Below are 21420 nucleotides of genomic sequence, written 5' to 3'. Positions count from 1 at the left end.
CAGCCGATACGGCAAGCAGCTAGAATCGCTCCAGCTTGCGCCGCACCTTGCCCAGAAACGCCGCCCTGGTCGCCGGCGTCGAGGAGTCCATGAGGTAGTGCGCCAGGAAGAACGTCCGGCAGCGCGTGGCGCACAGCGCCCGCATGCCGCGCAGGATGGTCTTGCGGCCCGGCTGGCCGACGACGACGCTCCACCAGGTCGGCGCGCCGCAGGTGGTGATGACGCCGACCCTGGTCACATGGGTCATCAGCGACTTGATCCGCCCCTTGCCCGGCGGCAATTGGAAGGCGACGTCGGTCGCCCACACCCGGTCGAGCCAGCCCTTGAGCATTGCGGGCAGTCCGTACCACCAGGTCGGATAGACGAAGAGGATCGCCTGCGCCCAGCCGAGATGATCGAAATGCGGCTTGAGCGCCGGATCCTGCGGTGCGCGCTCATTGTAGAAGCGCCGCTCCTCGCAGCTCATCACCGGATTGAAATTCTCGGCATAGAGGTCGAGCAGCCGTACCTCCCAGCCCTTCGCCTTCAGCACCTCGACGGCACAGTCGCGGATCGAGGCGCAGAAGCTTTCGGGTACCGGATGGCAATAGACCACCAGAACGCGCATCAGAACGCATCCATGCTGGCGCCGACCTTGGCCATGAATGCCCTACGCGTTTCATCGGTCGACAGGTTCATCGAGTAATGCGCGATATAGGAGACGGAGGCGCCGGGCTTGATGGTGGCACGTAGCATGCGGTTGACCAGCTTGCGCGGCGGATCGCCCATCAGCATGGCGCGGAACCGGCTGCCGCCATAGGTGGTGACGGCGGCCACCTTGCGAATGTTGTGCAGCGACGGCTGCACCTTGCCATCGACTAGCCTGAACGACACGCCGGGCAGGAAAACGCGGTCGAAAAAGCCTTTCAGCATTGCCGGAAAACCGAAGTTCCAGACCGGATAAGACAGCACCAGCGCCTCGGCGCGCAGCACGCGCTCGACATAGAAGGCGGCCGCGTCGCCCTCGCCGCGTTGGTCGTGATAGCCGAGCCGCTCGGCCCGTGTCAGCCGCGGGTCGAAATCCTCGGCATAGAGATCGCAATCGTCTACGGCATGGCCGGCCGCCGTCAGCCGCTCCACGATCGTCCGGTGCAGGCCGGCATTGAAGCTGGTCTCGACCGGATGCGCGTAGAGGACCAGGATCTTCATCAGCCCGCCTTTTGCAGCCCCTTGAACAGGAACGACTTGCCCGAGCGGTAGTCGTAATCAGGGTTTTCCCAGGCGATCATCTTGCCGGGGTTGAGCAGCCCTTGCGGGTCGGTCTCGCGCTTGAAGGCGAGTTGCACCTCGTCGGTCCGCTTCATGCCGCCCTCTTCCAGCGTGTAGCGGTGCGGGTTGAAGATCCAGCAGCCATTGTCCTCATGGATGCGGATGATCTCGTCGAGACGTTCCGCCGTGGTGAAGCGGACCAGCGGCAGGCCGGCCGCGCCGATGGCGCCGTCGAAGCGGATGAATTCGAGATGCGCCGGCACCTCGTCGCCGAAACGGTCGACCATCGCCTTGACGTGGGCGAGATGGTCCGGCGACGGATAGCGCACCTGCAGATAGGTGATCGTCGGATCGACCCGGATCGCACGCAGCGTCGTATGGTTCCAGGTCAGCTCATAGGCCGGCGGCAGTCCCTTGAGGTCAGCCTCCTTGTCGGCCCGGAAGACAATCTCGCCCTTGCTGCTCCTGACGAAGGCGTCAAACGCAGCCATCGCATGCGGCGCGATCATGCACACGACAATGCTCTGCTCGCGCCGGAAGAATTTCTGGTGCCGCTTGAAATAGTCGTACGGGATAGGCGCTGCGATCGGCGTGATCAGTTTCGCCAATATGCCGTCCTGGATTGCGAGGTCGTTGCCGAAGCCGGCTGCTTCCATGAAATCGTCGAAACCGACAATGACGTCGATCCAGTCATAGCTCGACGTCAGCGGCATCTCGACCTCGGTGATGATGCCGTTGGTGCCATAGGCGTGCATGACCTTCAGCACGTCCTCGCCGGTAAGCTCCATGACGCGCGGCTTGGCCTCCATCGTTACTGTCTTGAGCCGGATGACATTGCCGAGATCGCGCAACCCGCCCCAGCGGGTCGAGCCGACGCCGCCCGAACCGCCGGCGACGAAGCCGCCGATCGAGGCGGTGTTGTAGGTCGAGGGCGACATGCGCAGCTCCTGGCCGGAATGCGCGCGCGTCGCTCTGTCGATGTCCGCCAGCACCGCACCCGGCCCGGTGACGACGCGGCCGGGCGCGATTGCCTTGACCGCGTTCATTTCGGCAAGGTTAAGCACCACGCCGCCCGATAGCGGCATGGCCTGCCCGTAATTGCCCGTGCCGCTGCCGCGCGGCGTCACCGGGACGCCATGCCGGTGGCAGGCGGCGAGCACGCGGATGACCTCGTCCTCGCTTTTCGGCGTCACGATCAGGTCGCCAGTGACATGGTCGAGCTGCTGCTTCAGCACCGGGCTGTACCAGTAGAAATCGCGGCTCTTCTGTTGGACGATCGCCGGATGGTCGTCGATCTTCAGCCCGTCGAGGTCACGCTTCAGCGCCGCAATGTCCATCATTCCACCATCAATTCGTCGAGTTCGGCATAGTCCGGCAGCTTGCCTTCGATCGCCCGGCCGTCGCGCACGACGATGCGATCCGATTCCGGCCGAGACAGCAATTCCGTCCAGCTCCGTCCCTTGAAGACGATAAAGTCCGCCGCACCGCCGGCGGCAAGCGTGCCAAAGCCGTCGAGCCGCATCACCTTGGCCGGCGTCGACGCCACGGTTTGCGGCCAGTCGCCGACCGGGTGATCGAAATGCAGGATGCGGGTCGCCATGCGGTAGACTTCCAGCATGTCGAGATCGCCATAGGCATAGAACGGATCGCGCGTGTTGTCCGATGCCACCGCGACTGGGATGCCCCTCGCCTTCATCTCGTGCAGCAGCGTCACGCCGCGCCAGCGCGGCGTGGTGTTGTCGCCGCGCCGATCCTGCAGATAGAGGTTGCACATCGGCAGCGACACCACGGCGAGCCCCGCCTTCGCCACCTTGTCCAGCGTGTCGAGCACGGCAAGGTCGGGCTGGCGCGCCAACGAACAGCAATGGCCGACCAGGATGTTGCACTCGAAACCGTTCCAGAGCGCCGCCTCGGCGATCTTCTTCAGCGAGATCGCCGCGATATCGTCGGTCTCGTCGGCATGGAAATCGAGGTCGAGCCCGTGCTTGATCGCCTCAGAAAACACCTTGTCGAGAAGCTCCTCGAGGTCAGGCACCATATAGGTGACGACGCCGAGCACGCCCTTGGCCGCGGCGACACGTTTCGCCAGTTTCTCGAACCATTTTGTCTCGCGCACGCCTTCGATGCCAAGCAGGCAGGCGGCTTGCAACTCGATGCGGCCGCGCCATTTGTCCCGCATCGTCTCGAACACCGGCCAGGAGATTTCCTCCTGCGGCGCGACGCTGTCGAGATGGGTGCGCAAGGCCTTTGTGCCGTACGCGTAGGCGCAGCGCAGCGAGAAATCCATGCGTCGCGCGACGTCCTCGGCGCTCCAGCGCGCGGCGCGGTCGGCCCCTGTAGCGCTGAGCGCGCCCATGAAGGTGCCGTCGGGATTGGGTCTGCGCGGCCAGATATGGCCCTTGTCGATATGGGTATGGCAGTCGACGAAACACGGCAGCACGATGCGGCCGCCAAGGTCGGTGGCGTCCGCCGGCACCTTCGACCGGCCATGCGCGACGATGCTGGATATCCTGCCGTCAGCGACGGTGATGTCGGCAAGCGCGAAGTCGTCGCTATCGAAGGTCGCGGCCAAGCCCGGCGTCAGCGATGCGTGAAGCCGGACATTGGTAAGGCGATACGAGGCAGAGTCCGGGATCAAGTTCCGCCCCCTGGGATAAGAAAGGCAACCACCCTATCGCTCCTGCTTCAGCGCGCTCTCATGCCAGCGCCGCAAAATGAGATGCGACACCAGCGACAGCACCAGGAAGATCAATATGCCGGCGAGCGAGATCAGGATCAGCGCCGCGAACAGGCGCGGCGCGTTGAGCCGGTAGCCGGCCTCGATGATGCGCGAGGCGAGCCCCGACGACTGCCCCTGCGCGCCGGCGACGAACTCGGCCACGACAGCGCCGATCAGCGACAGGCCGCCGGCGATCTTCAGCCCGCCGAGGAAATAGGGCATTGCCGCCGGCAGCCTGAGGTAGCGCAATTGCTGCCAGCGGGTCGCACCGTTGAGCTTGAATAGGTCGCGCAGATTGCGGTCGACGGAATTGAGGCCGAGAGTGGTGTTGGACAGGATCGGGAAGAAGGCGACAATCCAGGCGCAGAGCAAAAGCTTCACCGTCTGGTTGTCGACATAGATGTTGATCAGCGGAAAGATCGCCACGATCGGCGTCACCTGCAGCACGATGGCAAAGGGAAAGAACGACATTTCCACCCATTTCGACTGCGCGAACAGCACCGCCAGCCCGACTCCGCCGATCACGGCGAGAAGCAGGCTGAGAAAGGTGATCCTGAGCGTCACCAGCAGCGAGGAGAACAACAGCCCGGCATCGTCATAGAGCGTCTGCAGCACGACGCCCGGGCGCGGCAGGATGTATTTCGGGATCTCGTTCCAGACGCAGACGCGGTCCCACAGCCAGATCGCCAGGATCATGATCGCCAGCGGCAGCACCCAGCGACCGATCCGCTCGAGCCGCTCCTGGCGCACGCGACGCGCCTCCTCGGGATCGAGCTTGAGCGCGCTGTCGTCAATGGCCGTCATGATGCGGTCCGGCGGTTGAGTTGATGGCGCCGACCAGCACGTCGGACGCCTGCCGGCAAAGTGCTGCATAGTCGGGCGAGGTGCGAAACGCTTCGTCGCGCGGATAGGGCGCATCGACGGCAAGTTCGGCATGAACGCGGCCAGGCCGCGCCGCCATGACGACCACCCGGTTGGACAGGAACACGCTTTCGAAGACGCTGTGCGTGACGAAGACGACCGTGAAGCGCTCGTCCTGCCACAGTTCCAGAAGATCGTTGTTGAGCTTGAAACGGGTGATTTCGTCGAGTGCGGCGAATGGCTCGTCCATCAACAGGATACGCGGCTTGGTCACCATGGCACGGGCAATCGAGACGCGCATCTTCATGCCGCCGGACAACTCGCGCGGCACGGCGTTCTCGAAGCCGGTCAGATGCACGCGTTCCAGCATCTCCATCACCGCCGGCGCCGCCTTGGCCCGTGACACGCCCTTCAGCCTGAGCGGCAGCCAGACATTGTCGAACACATCAGCCCAGGGCAGCAGCGTCGGCTCCTGGAAGACGAAGCCGATATTCGAGCGGTCGATCGAACCGCGCCAGTCGAGCACGCCGGAGGTCGGCGTCGACAGGCCGGCGATCAGCCTCAGCGCCGTCGACTTGCCGCAGCCGGACGGTCCGAGAAGGCTGAGGAAATCGCCTTCCCGGATGGTGAGATCGACGTCGCTCAGCGCCGTCACGCCGTTGGAAAAGACCTTACCGACATTGCGCAGCGCCAAAAGCATCGGGCCTTCACCCGATGCCACTTCAGGCGCCTGCGCCACTGTCTCCAGCTTCACGATTACTTCTTCAGGTCCAGCCCGACACCCTTGTTGATGAAGGCGAGCGTATAGGCCTTCTTGATGTCGATGCCCGGCTGCGCGACCTTGGCCTTGACCATCTTGTCGTAGAAGCTCTGGATGCGCGCTTCGGTCATCGCGCCGATGCCGAGCTTTTCCGTGTCGCCGGAATCGACCACGCCGAATTTCTTCAGCTGATCGATCGAGAAGGCGATCTGCTCATCCGTCATGTCCGGATTGTCCTTCTTGATCATGTCGTTGGCGGCCTTGTTGTCGCCGTAGAGATAGTTGTACCAGCCCTTGGCCGAGCCATCGACGAAGCACTGAACAACCTCCGGCCGCTTGTCGATCGTCTCCTGCATCACCTCGACCGTGGTCGCATAAGTGTCCCAGCCATAATCGGCGAGCAGGAACTGGTTCGGCACGAAGCCGCCCTGCTTCTGCACGGCGAATGGTTCAGACGTGACATAGCCCTGCTGGATCGACTTCTTGTTGGCGATGAACGGCGCGGGATTGAATGTGTAGGGCACGCGCTTGGCGGCATCGAAGCCGAGCTCGGTGACCATCCACTGGAAGAAGGTCTGCGCGCCCTCGTCGCCGAGGATGTACTGCTCGGCGTTCTTCAGGTCCTCCCATTTGTCCAGCCCCTGCCCAGGCTGGGACATGATGACCTGCGGGTCCTTCTGGAAGTCGGCGGCCACGACGCGCATCGGAATGCCCTGCTGCACGGCATCGAAAGCCGACAGCAAATTGCCGCCCATATAGAAATCGAGCTTGCCGGCGAGCAGCAACGGCCGTCCGCTAACCTGCGGACCGCCCTGCGAAATGGTGACGTCGAGGCCGCAGGCGGCGTAGGTGCCGTCCGCCACCGCCTGGTAGTAGCCACCATGCTCGGGCTCGGCGAGCCAATTGGTGCCGAAGGTGACTTTCTCGTTCGCCGCAGCCCCAAGCGTGCTGGCGGCAAGCAGGACGATTGCGCCCGCCGTGATCTTCTCTTTTCCGTACATCGACACCACCCTCTGTTTGCTCCGGCGCGCCGCGCGCCGGGCTGGACACCATTGGTTCAAGAAGCAAGACACATGCCACCGCCGGGGGCCGCCAGCCTGCGCAGCAGGCGTGCGCCAAGCCATGACGGGTCATGCTGTATGGGAGGCATCGTGCCTATTTTTTGAACGGCTGTCCACAATCGCCCCGATCACATGCACCGCATCTTGAAGCGGCGTGCGATCCGGCCTTAGGCTGCCGAAAACCGGAGATTGCCATGTTCAAATTCCTCACGCCGAAGTCGATCAAGCCGCCCTTCGCCCGCTACAGCCATGGCGTCGAAGTGCCTGCAGGAAAACGCCTGGTGCTGTGTTCCGGTCAGGTCGCGATCACCGCTGACGACCAGATCCCTGAAGGTGCCGGCGCCCAGGCCGAACTCTGCTTCCAGAACATTTCGGCGATCCTCGGCGAAGCAGGGCTCGGACTCGGGGATATCGTGCGCATCAACGCCTACGTCACCGACCGCGCATTTCTCAGACCCTACATGGACGTCCGCGATCGGCTGTTTTCCAGCCCGGCGCCGGCCTCGACGCTGATGATCGTCTCTGGCTTTGCCCGGCCCGAATTCAAGGTCGAGATCGAGGTCATCGCCGCGGCATGATCGACAGGCGCTGTCTGGCGCGCTAGGTCTCGGTCACATGAAAGAGGCAAACATGACCGTTGCAAACAGACGCGTGTGGTGGGGCGACTACCGAACCACCGAATACGCCACGATCGACCCGGAAGCGACGATCGCCGTCCTGCCGGTGGCGGCGATCGAGCAGCACGGCTCGCATCTGCCGGTCTCGACCGACACCTCGATCATGAACGGCATGCTGGAAACTGTCATATCGCGCCTGCCCGCCGATCTCGACATCCGCGTCCTGCCGGTGCAAGCGGTGGGCAAGTCGAACGAGCATTTGCATGCGCCAGGCACCCTCACTCTGCCGGCGACGACCCTGGTCGATGCCTGGACCGAACTCGGCCTGTCGGTCGCGCGCGCCGGCGTGAGAAAGCTGGTCGTCGTCAACTCGCATGGCGGCAATGAGGAGATCATGGGCATCATCACGCGCGAACTGCGCGTGCGCGCCAGGATGCTGGCGGTGAAGACGAGCTGGCAGCGCTTTGGCCGCCCGGCCGGCATGTACACCGAACTGGAGGACCGCCACGGCATCCATGGCGGCGATGTCGAGACCTCGCTGATGCTGCACTTCCGCCCGGATCTGGTCGACATGGGCAAGGCCGACAATTTCGTTTCCAACGTCAGCCGAGCGGAAAAGGAATTCGCACTGCTGCGCCACACCGGCACGCATGCCTTCGCCTGGATCGCCAGCGACCTCAACCCGAACGGCGTGGTCGGCGACGCCAGCATCGCCTCCGCGGAGAAAGGCCGGCTGACCGCCGAACACCAGGCCGACGGTTTCATCAGCCTGCTGAAGGATGTCCGCAAGGCGAAGCTCGTCGACTGGCTGACCTAAATCAGCAAAGTCCTGCGAGACGTTCAGCCATCGATCCTGAACTCGAAGGGCGTGCCTTCAAAAGCATCAGCGCCCCGCCCGATCGCCTCTATCGCCCCGATCATGCGGCCATTGCGATCAAGCAAGGCATCGGCGACGGCGATCAGCCGCGGGTTGGGCGTAGCCGAGGGCGACAGCGCCCGCAGCGTCTGCGCCAATTCCGCCTCATCGCGCTTCGGTGCCAGTGCTGCGGCGATGATGTAGGCCGAGGCGGTCGAGCGGCTGATGCCGGCATAGCAATGGACGACCATGGGCTTCGCACGATCCCACTGGCGCGCGAACTGGAGCAGGTTTCGCACATGCTCTTCGCCCGGCATGGTCATGCCTTCCTGGGCGACGGCAATGTCGTGCATCACCAGATGCAGATGGTTCTCCCTGGCGATCGAGGCCGGTCGTATCACTTCGGTGCCGGCGGCAAGCAGCGAGAGCAGACGCTCGGCGCCGGTTCTCGCCACGGTCTCCTCGACTTTCGCCAGCGAACAGACATGGATCATGGCGCGATCTCCTTCGGCCCATCGTCGCGCCGCGCGGCCCAGTCGGCAAGCGCCGATTCGAGCCGCTGCCATTCCTCGTCGGAGCCGGGCAGCCCGGCACGCAGCACCTGTGGCCGGTCGGCAAAATGCCGAAGCAGCACGCCGCGCCCACCAAGCGCGGAAAACAAACCGGCCGCATCCGTAAGGCGAAGATAACGAAACAGCGTCGTTCCGCCAGCAACAGGCGCATCGAAGCGGCCGAACAGCGCGTCGAGCCGCGCCGCATCCTGCGCCAGGCGCTGCCGCATGGTGGTCTGCCAATCCGTGTCGGCCAGCGCGCGGAGGCCGTAGTCGAGCGCAGGGCCGGCGACCGCCCACGGCCCTAATTGCGCCTCCAGCCTCTCGACGGCCAGCGTGTCGGCCAAGGCAAAGCCGAGCCGCAGGCCGGCAAGGCCAAAGAACTTGCCGAAGGAGCGCAGCACCACGATACCGCCCTGCCCGACATCGCCGGCCAGGCTTTCGGCGCGTGGGCCGACATCCATGAACGCCTCGTCGACGACCAGCAGCCCGCCTTTGGCGCGCAATCTTCCGGCAAGCTCGAGCAGCCTGCCGCGGCCGACGACACGGCCATCCGGATTGTTGGGATTGACCACGATGGCGAGGTCGGCCCCGGCCAGCGCCTCGAAATCATCGACCTCGGCCGCCGCATGGCCGGCGATCGCCGCCGCCCTTTTGTGTTCGGCATAGGTCGGCCCAAGCACCAGCGCCTTGCCGGGGCTCACCAGCGAGGCGACGCGCGGCAACAGGATCTGCGTGCCGGGCGCCGCCGCCACATTGGCCGCCGACGGCGCCCCATAGGCGCGCGCCGCGACCTCGGCCAGTTCACGGGCACGCGCCGCTTCCGGCAATCGCGACAGGGTGGTGGCGGGCAAATCGAAAAGCGGATAGGAGTGCGGATTGATACCCGTCGAGAGATCGACGAAAGGCTGTGGCGCGCGAGGGAAGAGCGCGCTCGCCCGGCCAAGGCTTCCGCCATGATCCACTGCAGCCATCGCTCCATCAGAAAGCTTCATGTCGATCCTGATTGCCTTCCTGTCGCTAGCCATCGAACGTATCCTGGGTTACCCGGACTGGCTGTTTGGCGCCATCGGCCATCCCGTCACCTGGTTTGGCAGGCTGATATCCTTTCTCGACCGCAGGCTCAACCACGCCACTGATTCCGACGCGCTGCGTCGCCGCCGGGGCGTCAAGGCATTGCTGGTCATCGTCCTGGTGCCGGCGGCCATCGCTTTCGCCGTGCAAATCCTGCTCTGGCAGATCTTTCCCGCCGGCCTGCTCGTCACGGCAATTCTGGCATCGTCGCTTCTGTCGCAGAAGAGCCTCGCCGAGCATGTCGAGGCAGTGGCCGATGCGCTCGATACAGGCGGGCTGACGCTCGGCCGCATCGCCGTCTCGCACATCGTCGGCCGTGATCCGGAAAAACTCGACAAGCCGGGCATTGCCCGCGCCGCGATCGAGAGCCTGGCCGAGAATTTTTCCGACGGCATCGTCGCCCCCGCCTTCTGGACCGGTGTTTGCGGGCTGGCCGGCGGCGTCGCCTACAAGGCCGCCAACACCGCCGATTCGATGATCGGCCACCGCACCCCGCGCCACGAGGCTTTTGGACGGGCGGCCGCCCGTTTCGACGATTTCATCAACCTGCCGGCCTCGAGGCTGACGGCGCTGCTGATCGTGCTCGCCGCTTTCATCGTCAAAGGCACCGACCCGCGCAACGCCTGGCAGGCCGTGCGGCGCGACGCGAGAAAGCACCGCTCGCCCAATGCCGGCTGGCCGGAAGCAGCAATGGCCGGCGCGCTTGGTCTGGCGCTGGCCGGACCGCGCAGCTATGGCGGCGTTGTCGTCGACGACGCGTTCATGGGCGAAGGCGGCCGGCGCGAGGCCGATAGCACCGACATCAGGCGGGCACTGAAGCTCTACCGGATCGCCGACTATCTGCTGATCGGGCTGTTTGCGATCCTATCGGTGGTGCTCATCTACCTGACGTTCTGAGCCGCGCCTTACCCTCCCCCTTGTGGGAGGGTAAGGCACTCAGAACTCGATCCCCTGCTGCGCCTTCACGCCGGCCGAAAAATGGTGCTTGGTCACGCCCATCTCGGTGACGAGATCGGCGGCCTCGACCAGCGCCGGCTTGGCGTTGCGTCCGGTGACGACGACGTGCAGGCCTTCACGCCGGCCTTTCAGCGCTGCGACCACCTTGTCGAGATCGAGATAGTCATAGCGCAGCGCAATGTTGAGTTCGTCGAGCACCACGAGGCTGATCGACGGATCGGCCATCAGTTCCAGCGCCCTCGCCCAGGCGGCCTCGGCGGCGGCGATGTCGCGCTTCAGGTCCTGCGTTTCCCAAGTGAAACCCTCGCCCATCGCATGCCAGACGACGCGGTCGCCGAAGGCAGCGAAGGCTTCCTTCTCGCCGGTGTGCCATTTGCCCTTGATGAACTGGACGACGCCGACACGCTTGCCGTAGCCGAGCATCCTAAGCGCCAGCCCGAAAGCGGCCGTGGTCTTGCCCTTGCCCGGACCTGTGTTGACGATCAGCAGGCCTTTCTCGATCGTCTTGCCCGCCACCTCGGCATCCTGCACCGCCTTGCGCTTGGCCATCTTGGCGCGATGGCGTTCCTCGTCCTTGGGATCGATATCGGTCATCTCACTTCACCTTCAGCGGCAGCCCCGCCACCATCAGCAGCACCGTGTCGGCAATTGCCGCAACCTGCTGGTTGAGGCGGCCCGCGGCATCTCGAAACCGACGGGCAAGCGCATTGTCCGGCACGATACCCTGGCCGACTTCGTTGGAAACCACAAACCACGGCCCGCGCGGCCGCGACAGCACATCCGCCAGCCGCAGGCATTCGACCTCGACGTCGTTCTCGGCCAGCATATGGTTGGTCAGCCACAGCGTCAGGCAGTCGACCAGCACCGGCTGCCCGTCGGGCAAAGCCGTGAGCGCGCCGACAAGATCGAGCGGCGCGTCCACGGTCGCCCAGCCTTCACCACGCCGCGAGCGGTGCAGCGCGATGCGCTCGCGCATCTCCTGGTCATAGGCTTCCGCGGTGGCGATATAAGTCCAGGGCGCCGGCCCTGCCGTCGCCAGAGTTTCGGCATGCGCGCTCTTGCCGGAGCGCGCACCACCGATGATGAAGGTCAATCCTTTGCGATCAGGCAAAGCTGTCGCGCAGGCTGGTCGCCGTGCCGGTGAAGCGTCCGCGCACCACGCCGACGACGGCGCCGAGCACCAGCCAGAACACCAGGTTGGTCACCGTCACCGCCACCACGAACTGGTGATGCAAGCCTTCGGGGATCGGCGTCTCAAAACTGTCGGGCTGCGGCGCGCCGACGATATGCGGCGCTACGATCAAGGCCACGGCCAGGATCGCCAGCGGCAGCGACTTGCGGAAGGCGATCAGGCCGAGACCGGCTGCGGTCGCCGCCACCGTTGCCCACCACCAGATCTGGCGTTCGGTGAGGTCGGCTGCCGGCATGGCCGGCAGTTCCGGCGGCAGGCCGAGGCCCGGCGCCAGCGTGAACGCGGCAAAACCGGCCAGCCCCCAGAACACGCCCTGGCGCCAGTTGCCGATGCCGCCGGCAAACTCCGAAACCGCGACCAGGACCAGTGCGAAGCCGATGCCGGTGACGATGTTGGCCAGCACGCTGAAGGCGAAGCGCTCGAATCCATCGGCCGGCGCCCAGCCTTCGCCCTCCGCCGGAGCCGCCGCCTCAGCCGGCGCCGGTGCGGCGCTGCTCATGGCATTGGTATCCGTAGCGTTGGCGGCCGGCGCCGCCGGCGCCGCGGCATGCTCATGCTGGTGGCCGCCTCCGGCCTGTTCATAGACCTCGGCCTTCAGGATGAGCGGCACGGTGGCGAAGGCCTGCATGCAGGCGAGAACGACGCCGGCCACGAGCCCTGCGATCGCCGCGATGAACACGACGTTGCGAAACAGATTCATGATGTCAAATCCTCGTCAGTGGCAGGGAAACGCCATCGAATGGCGATAGTCGTGCGCGGCATTGTGGACCGCATCGATATGCGAGAAGCCGACAACGCCGATGACGAAAATGCCCAGAAACGCGCTCAGCACGAGCTGCGTGAAACGCGACTGCGAGGAGACGGAAGCGCCGAGAGAGACCGAAGCGGTATTCATGTCTTGTCCTTTCGCCCTCCACCCGAGGGCACAGAAGTCAGTTCCCTGTCGCCGGCAGGTCTCCTGGCTCGCGGATCAGCGCCCTTCCCCACCTTCCCGAAGAAATATCTTCAGTGGCTTATGGAGAGGACTACCGCACACAGTTGCGGGGGCAGCCACGGCATTGGGCGATTTTTTTGCCCGCACCGCATTCCCTCTTGGCTCCAAACGGAACCGACGACAGTTCGTGACTATACGAAGAATCGCCGCGCCCGGCAAACCAAATTCCGCCACCGGCCATCGCGAAAGCGGCGCATAGCTCTATCCCCGCAATGCAGCGATCCGCTCAGCCACCAGATGCTGCAACCGCCACAGATGGCGGTCGTGAATGCCGCGCTGCTCCAGATTCTTCACCGTGTTGTAGAGATAATCGGCGCCGGAGCCCCAGTGCCCGCACGACGTCGCCAGCCTTTCGACCACCTCGTCTTCGTCGAGCGGCCCGGCATAGGTAGTGCCCTTGCGGTTGATGACGAAAGCCAAGCCCTTGAGCGGCCCGCTGTCGCTCGCCAGCGTGAGCAGGCGCGGATGGTAGCTGGTCGGCTTCAGCGTCACTGCGCGCCGCAAAAGCTTGTCGAGTTGCTGGCGCCGATCACCATCGCCCAGCCGAAAGGCGACGCCCTTGCATTGCCCGCCGCGGTCCAGCGCCATCATCAGGCCGGGCTGATCCTTGGTGCCGCGCCAGCGGGTCATCTTCATGCAGAAGGAGCGGTGCCAGCCGCGCGCCACCGCCACCCGCTCCTCGACATGATCGATTTCGGGCTTCCAGATCAGCGACCCATAGCCGAACAGCCACAGTGGCTCGGTGGCGGGCAGTTCCGCCTCGAGCGCGTCCACCATCGCCTCATAGTCGCTGTCGCCCAGATGCGCGGCGTCCGGGTCTGGTCCGGTGTCCTCGACCTGCCGATGGCAGCGGGCGACCAGCTCTTGCGTGAGCGACATCGTTCTTGCGGACATGACTTGCGACCTGGGCGACCAACGGAATGCCGGAGAGGATGAATCGACCATAAAGTTCGCGATCGCGAGCCACAATGGCGGCGGCGCGCGCCAATTGACAAAGGTCCCGGCCGGGTGTCGGCTGCTCCATCCAGGGAGCCAGCCATGCAACCCGATCAGACGGAACGCGACCTCTATAATTGTTTGACGCGTCTCGAGCCGACGCTGCCGTCGCCGGCCTATTGGGACGCTCATGCCTACCAACGCGATCTCGACGCCATCTGGTACAAAAGCTGGCTGCTGGTCTGCCGCGAGGCCGACCTTGGCCAGCCGCTGGCATTCAGGACCTTTCGTGTCGGCACCCAGGAGATCGTCGTGCTGCGCGACGACACCGGCGAATTGCGCGCCTTCCATAACACCTGCCGTCACCGTGGTTCGCAGCTTTGCCAGGAGAGCGAGGGCCGGCTGAAGGCGCGGCTGATCACTTGCCCCTACCACGCCTGGTCCTATTCGCTGCGCGGCGATCTGGTGCGCGTGACGTCGAAGTCGCTGCCCGAGGACTTCGACAAGGCCGATCATCCGCTCTACCGCGTGGCGCTGTCGGTATGGCGCGGTTTGGTCTTCGTCAATCTCGAGGAAGATGCCGGCGGCTCAGCGGAAACCTCCTTCGATCCCGCTTCCGGCAACGTCGCCAACTGGCCGCTGGAAACGCTGGTATCAGGTCATGTGCTGCGCAAGGTGATGAGCTGCAACTGGAAGATCTTCTGGGAGAACTTCAACGAGTGCCTGCACTGCCCCGGCGTCCACAAGGATCTGTCGCGGCTGGTGCCGATCTATGGCCGCGGCCTGATGGGCAGGCACGACGACCCCGAATGGGCCCGTCACGCCGACAATGATGCGCCGGAATTTTCCGGCGGCCTGCGCGCAGGCGCCGAAACCTGGTCGCGCGACGGGCAAGCACATGGCCCGGTCTTTGCCGGCCTGACGCCGGCCGAACGCGCCGCCGGGCAGACCTACGCCACCAGCCTGCCGTCGATGTTCATCGTCGGCCATGTCGACTATGTCCGCACAGTGCGGCTGGTGCCGCTTGGCCCGGAGCAGACCGAACTCACCGCCGAATGGCTGTTTCCGGCCGAAGCGCTGACAGCACCCCAGGCCGACATCGACAACATCGTCGCCTTCGGCCGGCAGGTTCTGGAAGAAGACGCAGCGATCTGCGAGGTCAACCAGAAGGGCCTGCGCTCGCTGCGCCACGCGGCCGGCGTGCTGATGCCCGAGGAGTATGACCTGCACCGTTTTCACAACTGGGTGCGCGTGCGTCACAGCGCAGTCTCACCCAAGGCCTGAACATCAAAGCGATTTGGGCAGATAGCGCCAGGTGACGAACCCGCAGGCAGCGGCAAGTAACCCGAGCGTGGCAAAGACCGAGCCCAGACCGAAAAACGCCAGCACCACCGAATAGACCAGCGGCGGCGTCAGCTCGGAGAAGTCGAGATAGGTGCGATAGACCGCCGCCATCTGCGCCCTCTCATAGAACCTGACCGAACGCATGAAGGCGGTCGAGCCGAGTGCGTCGAGCGCAATGGCGAAGAAGGCCCCGCACAGCAGGAAGGCGCCGGTAAGCAGCGGCACGGTTTCGCCCACCGCACCCGCCGCCAGAAGCGTGGCCGACATGGCGAAATAGGCAAATGTCATCGTCCGTCGGCCGCCATAGCGCTTTCCGGCCCTGCCCCAGAAGATCGCCGTGAACAGAAGCGCGTTGCCTGCCGACACCAGCAGGCCACCGGCGAGTTCGCCCTCGCCGGCGATGACCATGAACAGCGGCCCGTAGACGAAGAACGTCGTCCAGAAGCAGGAGCGGCCGAAGGCGATCAGCCAGGCAAGCCTCAGCCTGGGTTGCGCGACGAAGCGACCGATATTGGCAAGCGGGTTGGCCGGTCGGCTCTTGCCGGGGCGGATCGACGGGTTGTCGCCGAGCCGGTAGGTCCAGAACAGCACGAGCAGCGCCAGGGCAAAGATCGCGACCGCGCCATGCGCGGCAGCGATGCCGAAGCTGGTGTAGAGGAAGATTCCCAGCGTCGGTCCACCGGTCCAGGCGAACATCGACCACGCCATGCGCAGCGATTCCGCCTGCATGAAGTCGGTCTTGCGGATGTGATCCATGATGTAGAGGTTGAGCGTGATCGACAGCGCGCTGGCGCCCATGACGCGGCAGAGCATGCCGATGAGCTGCCCGGTCAGCGTATGCGTGACGAAAAACAGCGAGCCTACGGCGAGCAGGCAGGCGCCGGCTGTGTAGACCCAGCGCCGGGCAAAGCGGCGGATCAGCATCGGCATGAACAATGTCACCGAGAGCCCGAGCAGCGCCACGATGGTGTAGAGGATCGAGACGACCTGCTCGTTGTGCAGGATCTCGTAGGCCTGGATCGGGATGACGCTGGAAATAGTGGCGCGGGCGAAGGACTCGACCGCATAGAGCGAGGCGAAGGTGCGCGCATCCGCCGGCCTGAGAGCCGGAAGCCAGATCGGATGGCGCACATGGGTGGACATTGACCCTCCGGCCGTGGAATCGCCGGTCAAATCTGGCCGGACCAGTGGCTAGCCGGTAGCAGGAAATCGACCCGCTCAAGCCGAAAAGCGAAACCGGCCAAAGGCTTTCCGCCACTGGCCTAAAGCGAATTCCGATGCGGCTTCGAACCGGAAGGAAGAAGTCAAACGGGAGATTGACGCGGAAGCGGCGGCGGCCCGCCTTCTTTTGCCCTGTGCAACCGTGATAGTCGTTTGGCACCAGTGAATCGGAATGCGAGACGATGAGCCTTCAAACGCCGGCAGAACCCGTTCAGGACCCGTCGAAGTCGAGGCGCATCACAACCATCGACATCGTGCGCGGCATCGCCCTGCTGGCCATGGCGAGCTACCATTTCACCTGGGATCTCGAGAATTTCGGCTATACCGATCCCGGCCTCACCGCCTTCGGCTGGTGGAAGATCTATGCGCGCTGCATCGCTTCGACCTTCCTATTCCTGGTCGGCGTCAGCCTGTTCCTCGCCCATGGCAGGCAAATTCGTTGGCCGGGTTTTTGGAAACGGTTCGTCATGGTCGCCGCGGCGGCGCTCGCCATATCGGCTGTCACCCACTTCGTTACGCCGGGCGGCGTCATCTTCTTCGGCATCCTGCACGAGATCGCGCTGGCCAGCCTGCTCGGCCTTGCCTTTCTGCGGCTGCCGGCGCTGCTGACGATCGTCGTTGCGGCGCTCGTCATTGCAGCGCCATTCTATCTGCGGTCCGAATTCTTCGACCATCCGGCGCTGTGGTGGGTCGGCCTGTCGGCCACCAATCCGCGCTCCAACGACTATGTGCCGCTGTTCCCCTGGTTCGGCGCCGTACTTTTGGGCATAGCCGCGGCGAAGCTCGCTTCAGCGTCTGGCTTGCTTGCCCGGCTGGCCGACCTTGCACCCGGCCGCTGGTCGAACCCGCTGGTCTTCATCGGCCGGCACAGCCTCGCCTTCTATCTGATCCACCAGCCCTTGCTGTTCGGCGCCGTCTGGTTGCTTTCGCAGATCGCGCCGGCGCCGGTCGAAACGCGCGAAGTCACCTTCCTGAAATCCTGTCAGATATCCTGCGAGCAGCAGCGCGACACCGAGTTCTGCTCCAGCTATTGTGTGTGCATGCTCGATACGCTGCAGAGCGAAGCGACATTCGACCGGCTCTACAACGGCGACCAGACCCCGGAATTCAAAGCACATCTGGGCGATCTCGCCGGTGTCTGCACCGCCAAGACCGACAGCACGTTGATGGAGGGAGGCCAACAATGACCGACGTCACCCCGAAACCCGGGCTCATCCCATGGCCGCCGCTGATCTATGTCGCGGCAATCATCATCAGCGTCATGCTCGGCCTGCTCTATCCGCTGCCATGGATCGGCGATCTGCTGGGCGAGATCCTCTTCGCCGCCGGCTGGGTGGCTTTGTTCGGCGTCGCCGCGCTGTGGTTCACCGCCATCCGCGTCATGCTGCGGGCAAAGACCACATTCAATCCGAACGCCGTGCCGGACCATCTGGTCACCTCCGGCCCCTTCTCCGTCAGCCGCAACCCGATGTATCTCGCCAACACGCTGCTTTTGATCGGCGTCGCCTTTATCACTGGGATCGTCTGGTTCCTGCTGTTCGCCTTCATCGCCGCCTTTGCGACGCAGAAGCTGGCGATCGAAAAGGAGGAAAAGATACTGGCGGCAAAATTCGGCAAGAAATACCGCGACTACGCCAAACGCGTGCGGCGCTGGATTTGAGTTCAGGGCTCGCTAAGGCCGCTGGAGTAGAATTATCAAAACGGCCGTGTTCAGGTGTTGACGCCGAGCTCCACCAGCCGCTCGACGCAGGACTCTTCAGCCTGGTCGAGTTCGGCCAGCGTCTCCTCGAGGTCGCGGCGCTTCTGCCTGAGATCCTCGCGCTTTTCCTCGATGCGCTTGATCATCAGCTTGAGCTGGCCGACCTCGCCGGGCGGCTCCTTGTACATCTGGATGATTTCGCGGATCTCGTTGATCGAGAAGCCGAGCCGTTTGCCGCGCATGATCTGGCGGATCAGATGCCGGTCGGACGGACGAAACAGCCGGGTGCGGCCGCGCCGCACCGGTTGCACCAGGCCCTCGTCCTCGTAAAAGCGCAGCGTCCGCGTCGACACATCGAATTCGCGGGTCAGTTCGGTGATCGAATAATATTCCCGCATTCTCGCTCCCAATGCCGGATGGCCAGGACGCCCGCCATGCGCAGCCGCCTGCCATCCCGATCAAAACCCGTTCCATGCCGGAATCGGCATAAAACCCCTGGCGAGCCTCGCACGGCATTTACGTAAAAGTCAATTGAAGCTTCAGGGTACGGCGAACCACCATGTCGCCAGCCCAAGAAAGGCGAAGAAGCCGACGACATCGGTGACTGTGGTGACGAAAACCGCGGAAGCCACCGCCGGGTCGACCTTGAACCGGTCGAGCAGCAGCGGGATCAGGATGCCGGCCAGTGCCGCGACGAACATGTTGATGATCATCGCCGCCGCGATGATGCCGCCCAGATTGGGGTCGCGGAACCATGCCGCCGCGACGATGCCGATCAGCACCGCGAAGACGATGCCGTTGATGAAGCCCACCCCCATCTCGCGGCGGATGATGCGGCCGGCATTGTAGATGTCGAGATCCTTGGTCGCCAGTGCCCGCACCGTGACCGTCATCGTCTGCGAGCCGGCATTGCCGCCCATGCCTGCCACGATCGGCATCAGCACCGCCAGCGCCACGATGCGTTCGATCGTATGGTCGAACAGGCCGATCACCGACGCAGCGAGGAACGCCGTCAGCAAATTGACGAGCAGCCAGGGCACGCGCGAGCGCGAGGTGGCGAGCACGGTATCCGACAATTCCTCGTCACCGACGCCGCCCATGCGCAAGAGGTCCTCCTCGGCCTCCTGCTGGATGACGTCGACCACGTCGTCGATGGTCAGCACGCCGACCAGCCGCTCGTTCTCGTCAACAACGGCAGCGGAGAGAAGGTCGTATTGCTCGAATTCCCGCGCCGCCTCTTCCTGGTCCATGGTGGCCGGGATGGCGTGTCTTGTCTCATGCATGACCTCTTCGACCTTCACCGCCCGCTTGGTGCGCAGGATCTGGTCGAGATCGATGGCGCCAAGCAGCTTGAAGCTCGGATCGATGACGAAGATCTGGCTGAAGCGATCGGGAAGGTTCTTGTCCTCGCGCATGTAGTCGATGGTCTGGCCGATCGTCCAGAACGGCGGCACCGCGACGAACTCCGTCTGCATGCGGCGGCCGGCCGTCTCTTCCGGATAGTCCAGCGAGCGGCGCAGCCTGATCCGCTCGGTGAATGGCAGCTGGGACAGGATCTCGTCCTGGTCCTCCTGGTCGAGGTCTTCCAGAATGTAGACGGCGTCGTCGGAATCGAGCTCCTGCACTGCCTGCGCGATCTGTGCGTTGGGCAGATTGTCGACGATGTCGAGGCGGATCGCTTCATCGACCTCGGTCAGCGCGGAAAAGTCGAAGTCGGCGCCCAACAGCTCGACCAGCGCGCGACGCTGCTCGGGATGAAGCGCTTCGAGCAGATCGCCGAGTTCCGACTGGTGCAGGTCGCCGACTTCGCGCTTCAGCGTCAGCGTATCGCGATCGGCGATCGCCGCGCCGACATGCGCCAGAAACGACGACTGAACGGCGCCGTCCTCGCCATAGATATCGGCGCCCTCGGCGGACCGGATCTCCTGTTCGTTCTGGCCTTCCACAAGCGCCTCCCGCCATCACGATTCCGGAAAGGGTGCTTGTCAGGTCTAGAGCATTGGACCCAAAGGGGAAACCGGTTTTGGGAAAATCCGATGCTCGGACCCAAGATAGGGCGGCGGCACGATTCGGCTTGAGAAGCTTTTGCTCTAACGCATGGGAATATCAAGCGAAACGCGCCCTGCCCCGCGTGGCCAGCGTTTCGAAGCCGGCAATGCGGCGCTTGCTATTCGCGCACGAGGCGCCCGGTCGCCCACCAGATCACCGACACCACGGCGATAGCGACGTAGCCGTCAACAGCGTAGTGCCATCCGGTATAGACCGACCCGTACAGGATCAGACCCGCGAAGATCCAGCCGGCAGCGCCAGCCCAACGGTTCAGGGACGACAGGAAAAGGGCATTCAGCACGACAAGCGCCACATGCAGGCTGGGCATGGCCGAAATGCCTCCGCCCAGGCCTGTATGTCCCGTCGTATAGAGCATCAAGAGATAGTCGGCATATTCGCGCACGACGACGCTGGACTCCAGGCCGGCCAGGGCGACCCTCAGACCGCCGAAGCGATCGCCGCCGACAAAGTGGTCGTAGTAGATGGGACCAGCAGACGACAACAGGAGCGCAAGCAAGGTGCCGACGATCGAGATGGTCAAGGCCACCGCCCAAAGATAGCGGATGCGTGCGATCGGGTTCGACCACATGCCCACCAGCAGGATCGTGCCGAACCACTGCGCGAACCACACCACCTCATAGATATTGAAGATGAAAAACGCCCAAAGCCCATTGTCGAGGCGATGCGCCAATTCCCACGGTGCCGCGCCGTGTATCCACTCGTCCAGATCGGCAAGCCACGCGTCGGCATAAAACGGAAGGACCGTCGGAATCAGGATCTTGAAGTTGGAGAACGCTGTCACGCCGGCGAGAAAGAACAGGAGCACCGGCAGGCAGTTCCACCATCTCGTCCGAACCCAGTTGATTGCATATTTCGTCGGCGCGTCCCGGCCATAAAGCAGTCCCGCGACAGCGGCGCTGCCAACCAGCAATATCGGGACCGCACGAGCGAACTTGTCGACGTAGATCAGGCCGAGGGTGAGAAAAGTCGCCGGACTCAAGAAAAATGAGATCAGCACGTATGTGACGATGAAGAAGGCCAATCTCAGCGACCATTTGCCGGCCGGACTGTAGTCCGAGACTTCAGAAGATAAGGACATGCTGATCCGCCGAAATTGAACATGCGTGACCAAGTGAGCAATAGCGTGTCGACCTTACATTTGCGTTACTGAGCGGTCAGGGAAGCCCCGACGAAATCCGACCATTTTCCGCGGTGCCAGGCCGTGGTTTATGGCCTGCCCGAGATGCAAAACCGGGTTCAAGCAGCGCGACAATGCATGTC

The 21420-nt window shown here is 64.0% G+C and carries 24 protein-coding genes and 1 riboswitch; of the genes, 6 read left to right on the top strand and 18 right to left on the bottom strand.

Features of this window, described 5'->3' with window-relative positions; translation table 11 throughout:
* Positions 1-19: 19 nt before the first annotated feature.
* From AC04SI_RS04730 to AC04SI_RS04700, 7 genes are read right to left on the bottom strand one after another with little or no spacing between them, the layout of a single operon-like run.
* Entirely contained in the window at positions 20-607 is a 588-nt protein-coding gene (locus tag AC04SI_RS04730) for an NAD(P)H-dependent oxidoreductase (protein WP_404275786.1), read from the bottom strand.
* Positions 607-1188, bottom strand: a complete 582-nt coding sequence (locus AC04SI_RS04725) for an NAD(P)H-dependent oxidoreductase (protein ID WP_404275784.1) — start codon at positions 1186-1188, stop codon at positions 607-609. The genes AC04SI_RS04730 and AC04SI_RS04725 overlap by 1 nt, the downstream gene beginning before the upstream one ends.
* A complete protein-coding gene (locus AC04SI_RS04720) occupies positions 1188-2588 on the bottom strand; it encodes an FAD-binding oxidoreductase (protein ID WP_404275782.1) in 1401 nt (466 codons plus the stop codon). Before AC04SI_RS04720 ends, AC04SI_RS04725 begins: the two co-directional genes overlap by 1 nt.
* Positions 2585-3886, bottom strand: a complete 1302-nt coding sequence (locus AC04SI_RS04715) for a cytosine deaminase (RefSeq protein WP_404275780.1) — start codon at positions 3884-3886, stop codon at positions 2585-2587. The genes AC04SI_RS04720 and AC04SI_RS04715 overlap by 4 nt, the downstream gene beginning before the upstream one ends.
* Before the next feature lie 33 nt (positions 3887-3919).
* Entirely contained in the window at positions 3920-4771 is an 852-nt protein-coding gene (locus AC04SI_RS04710; RefSeq protein ID WP_404275779.1) for an ABC transporter permease, read from the bottom strand.
* Positions 4758-5582 (bottom strand): ABC transporter ATP-binding protein, encoded by an 825-nt coding sequence (locus tag AC04SI_RS04705; protein WP_404275778.1) that lies wholly within the window; start codon positions 5580-5582, stop codon positions 4758-4760. The genes AC04SI_RS04710 and AC04SI_RS04705 overlap by 14 nt, the downstream gene beginning before the upstream one ends.
* Before the next feature lie 2 nt (positions 5583-5584).
* Complete coding sequence (locus AC04SI_RS04700) at positions 5585-6589, bottom strand: ABC transporter substrate-binding protein (RefSeq protein ID WP_404275776.1); 1005 nt, start codon at positions 6587-6589, stop codon at positions 5585-5587.
* A 254-nt stretch (positions 6590-6843) separates the two neighbouring features.
* Between AC04SI_RS04700 and AC04SI_RS04695 the strand changes: the two genes are divergently transcribed.
* Both AC04SI_RS04695 and AC04SI_RS04690 read left to right on the top strand, forming a co-directional pair.
* Positions 6844-7227, top strand: coding sequence for a RidA family protein (locus tag AC04SI_RS04695; protein ID WP_488473966.1), 384 nt, complete (start codon positions 6844-6846; stop codon positions 7225-7227).
* Between the two features lie 52 nt (positions 7228-7279).
* On the top strand, positions 7280-8083 hold the full coding sequence (locus tag AC04SI_RS04690) for a creatininase family protein (protein WP_404275772.1): 804 nt from the start codon (positions 7280-7282) through the stop codon (positions 8081-8083).
* A 23-nt stretch (positions 8084-8106) separates the two neighbouring features.
* On the opposite strand, the gene AC04SI_RS04685 is transcribed toward AC04SI_RS04690, so the two are convergent.
* The gene (locus AC04SI_RS04685) at positions 8107-8616 is read right to left on the bottom strand and encodes a tyrosine phosphatase family protein (protein ID WP_404275770.1); all 510 of its coding nucleotides are present in this window, start codon (positions 8614-8616) and stop codon (positions 8107-8109) included.
* A complete protein-coding gene (gene cobD, locus AC04SI_RS04680) occupies positions 8613-9668 on the bottom strand; it encodes a threonine-phosphate decarboxylase CobD (protein WP_404275848.1) in 1056 nt (351 codons plus the stop codon). The genes AC04SI_RS04685 and cobD overlap by 4 nt, the downstream gene beginning before the upstream one ends.
* On the opposite strand from cobD, the gene cbiB reads away from it, so the two are divergent.
* Positions 9667-10644, top strand: a complete 978-nt coding sequence (gene cbiB / locus AC04SI_RS04675) for an adenosylcobinamide-phosphate synthase CbiB (RefSeq protein ID WP_488473965.1) — start codon at positions 9667-9669, stop codon at positions 10642-10644. The two genes, cobD and cbiB, sit on opposite strands and share 2 nt — an antisense overlap.
* Positions 10645-10683: 39 nt before the next feature.
* Here cbiB and cobO read toward each other — a convergent pair whose 3' ends face one another.
* The 5 genes from cobO to AC04SI_RS04650 form a co-directional block, all read right to left on the bottom strand.
* The gene (gene cobO / locus AC04SI_RS04670) at positions 10684-11298 is read right to left on the bottom strand and encodes a cob(I)yrinic acid a,c-diamide adenosyltransferase (RefSeq protein WP_404275766.1); all 615 of its coding nucleotides are present in this window, start codon (positions 11296-11298) and stop codon (positions 10684-10686) included.
* A 1-nt stretch (position 11299) separates the two neighbouring features.
* Positions 11300-11815: a bifunctional adenosylcobinamide kinase/adenosylcobinamide-phosphate guanylyltransferase gene (gene cobU / locus AC04SI_RS04665; protein ID WP_488473964.1), complete on the bottom strand. Its 516-nt coding sequence runs from the start codon at positions 11813-11815 to the stop codon at positions 11300-11302.
* Entirely contained in the window at positions 11808-12596 is a 789-nt protein-coding gene (locus AC04SI_RS04660; protein WP_404275762.1) for a CbtA family protein, read from the bottom strand. Before AC04SI_RS04660 ends, cobU begins: the two co-directional genes overlap by 8 nt.
* A gap of 15 nt (positions 12597-12611) precedes the next feature.
* Positions 12612-12791, bottom strand: coding sequence for a CbtB domain-containing protein (locus AC04SI_RS04655; protein ID WP_404275760.1), 180 nt, complete (start codon positions 12789-12791; stop codon positions 12612-12614).
* Positions 12792-12827: 36 nt separating this feature from the next.
* Positions 12828-13024: riboswitch (cobalamin riboswitch) on the bottom strand.
* A gap of 67 nt (positions 13025-13091) precedes the next feature.
* The gene (locus AC04SI_RS04650; protein WP_488473963.1) at positions 13092-13784 is read right to left on the bottom strand and encodes a gamma-glutamylcyclotransferase; all 693 of its coding nucleotides are present in this window, start codon (positions 13782-13784) and stop codon (positions 13092-13094) included.
* Between the two features lie 144 nt (positions 13785-13928).
* On the opposite strand from AC04SI_RS04650, the gene AC04SI_RS04645 reads away from it, so the two are divergent.
* Positions 13929-15110: an aromatic ring-hydroxylating oxygenase subunit alpha gene (locus AC04SI_RS04645; protein ID WP_488473962.1), complete on the top strand. Its 1182-nt coding sequence runs from the start codon at positions 13929-13931 to the stop codon at positions 15108-15110.
* A 3-nt stretch (positions 15111-15113) separates the two neighbouring features.
* On the opposite strand, the gene AC04SI_RS04640 is transcribed toward AC04SI_RS04645, so the two are convergent.
* The gene (locus tag AC04SI_RS04640) at positions 15114-16313 is read right to left on the bottom strand and encodes an MFS transporter (RefSeq protein ID WP_404275755.1); all 1200 of its coding nucleotides are present in this window, start codon (positions 16311-16313) and stop codon (positions 15114-15116) included.
* 260 nt (positions 16314-16573) lie between these two features.
* Here AC04SI_RS04640 and AC04SI_RS04635 point away from each other — a divergent pair, with 260 nt between their 5' ends.
* A complete protein-coding gene (locus AC04SI_RS04635; protein ID WP_404275753.1) occupies positions 16574-17578 on the top strand; it encodes an acetyltransferase domain-containing protein in 1005 nt (334 codons plus the stop codon).
* Positions 17575-18051: a methyltransferase family protein gene (locus AC04SI_RS04630; protein ID WP_192180987.1), complete on the top strand. Its 477-nt coding sequence runs from the start codon at positions 17575-17577 to the stop codon at positions 18049-18051. Before AC04SI_RS04635 ends, AC04SI_RS04630 begins: the two co-directional genes overlap by 4 nt.
* A gap of 50 nt (positions 18052-18101) precedes the next feature.
* Here the strand turns inward: AC04SI_RS04630 and AC04SI_RS04625 are convergent, their stop codons facing one another.
* The 3 genes from AC04SI_RS04625 to AC04SI_RS04615 all read right to left on the bottom strand — a co-directional run bounded on the left by AC04SI_RS04625 (position 18102) and on the right by AC04SI_RS04615 (position 21271).
* The gene (locus AC04SI_RS04625; RefSeq protein WP_006203215.1) at positions 18102-18488 is read right to left on the bottom strand and encodes a MerR family transcriptional regulator; all 387 of its coding nucleotides are present in this window, start codon (positions 18486-18488) and stop codon (positions 18102-18104) included.
* A gap of 141 nt (positions 18489-18629) precedes the next feature.
* Positions 18630-20036 carry a magnesium transporter gene (mgtE, locus tag AC04SI_RS04620; RefSeq protein WP_404275749.1) on the bottom strand — a complete coding sequence of 469 codons (1407 nt, stop codon included), beginning with the start codon at positions 20034-20036 and terminating at the stop codon, positions 18630-18632.
* Positions 20037-20257: 221 nt separating this feature from the next.
* Complete coding sequence (locus AC04SI_RS04615) at positions 20258-21271, bottom strand: phosphatase PAP2 family protein (protein WP_404275747.1); 1014 nt, start codon at positions 21269-21271, stop codon at positions 20258-20260.
* Positions 21272-21420: the final 149 nt, after the last annotated feature.

This window comes from Mesorhizobium sp. CNPSo 4689 (assembly GCF_057784325.1).
This window is presented reverse-complemented; position numbering and strand designations above follow the sequence as displayed.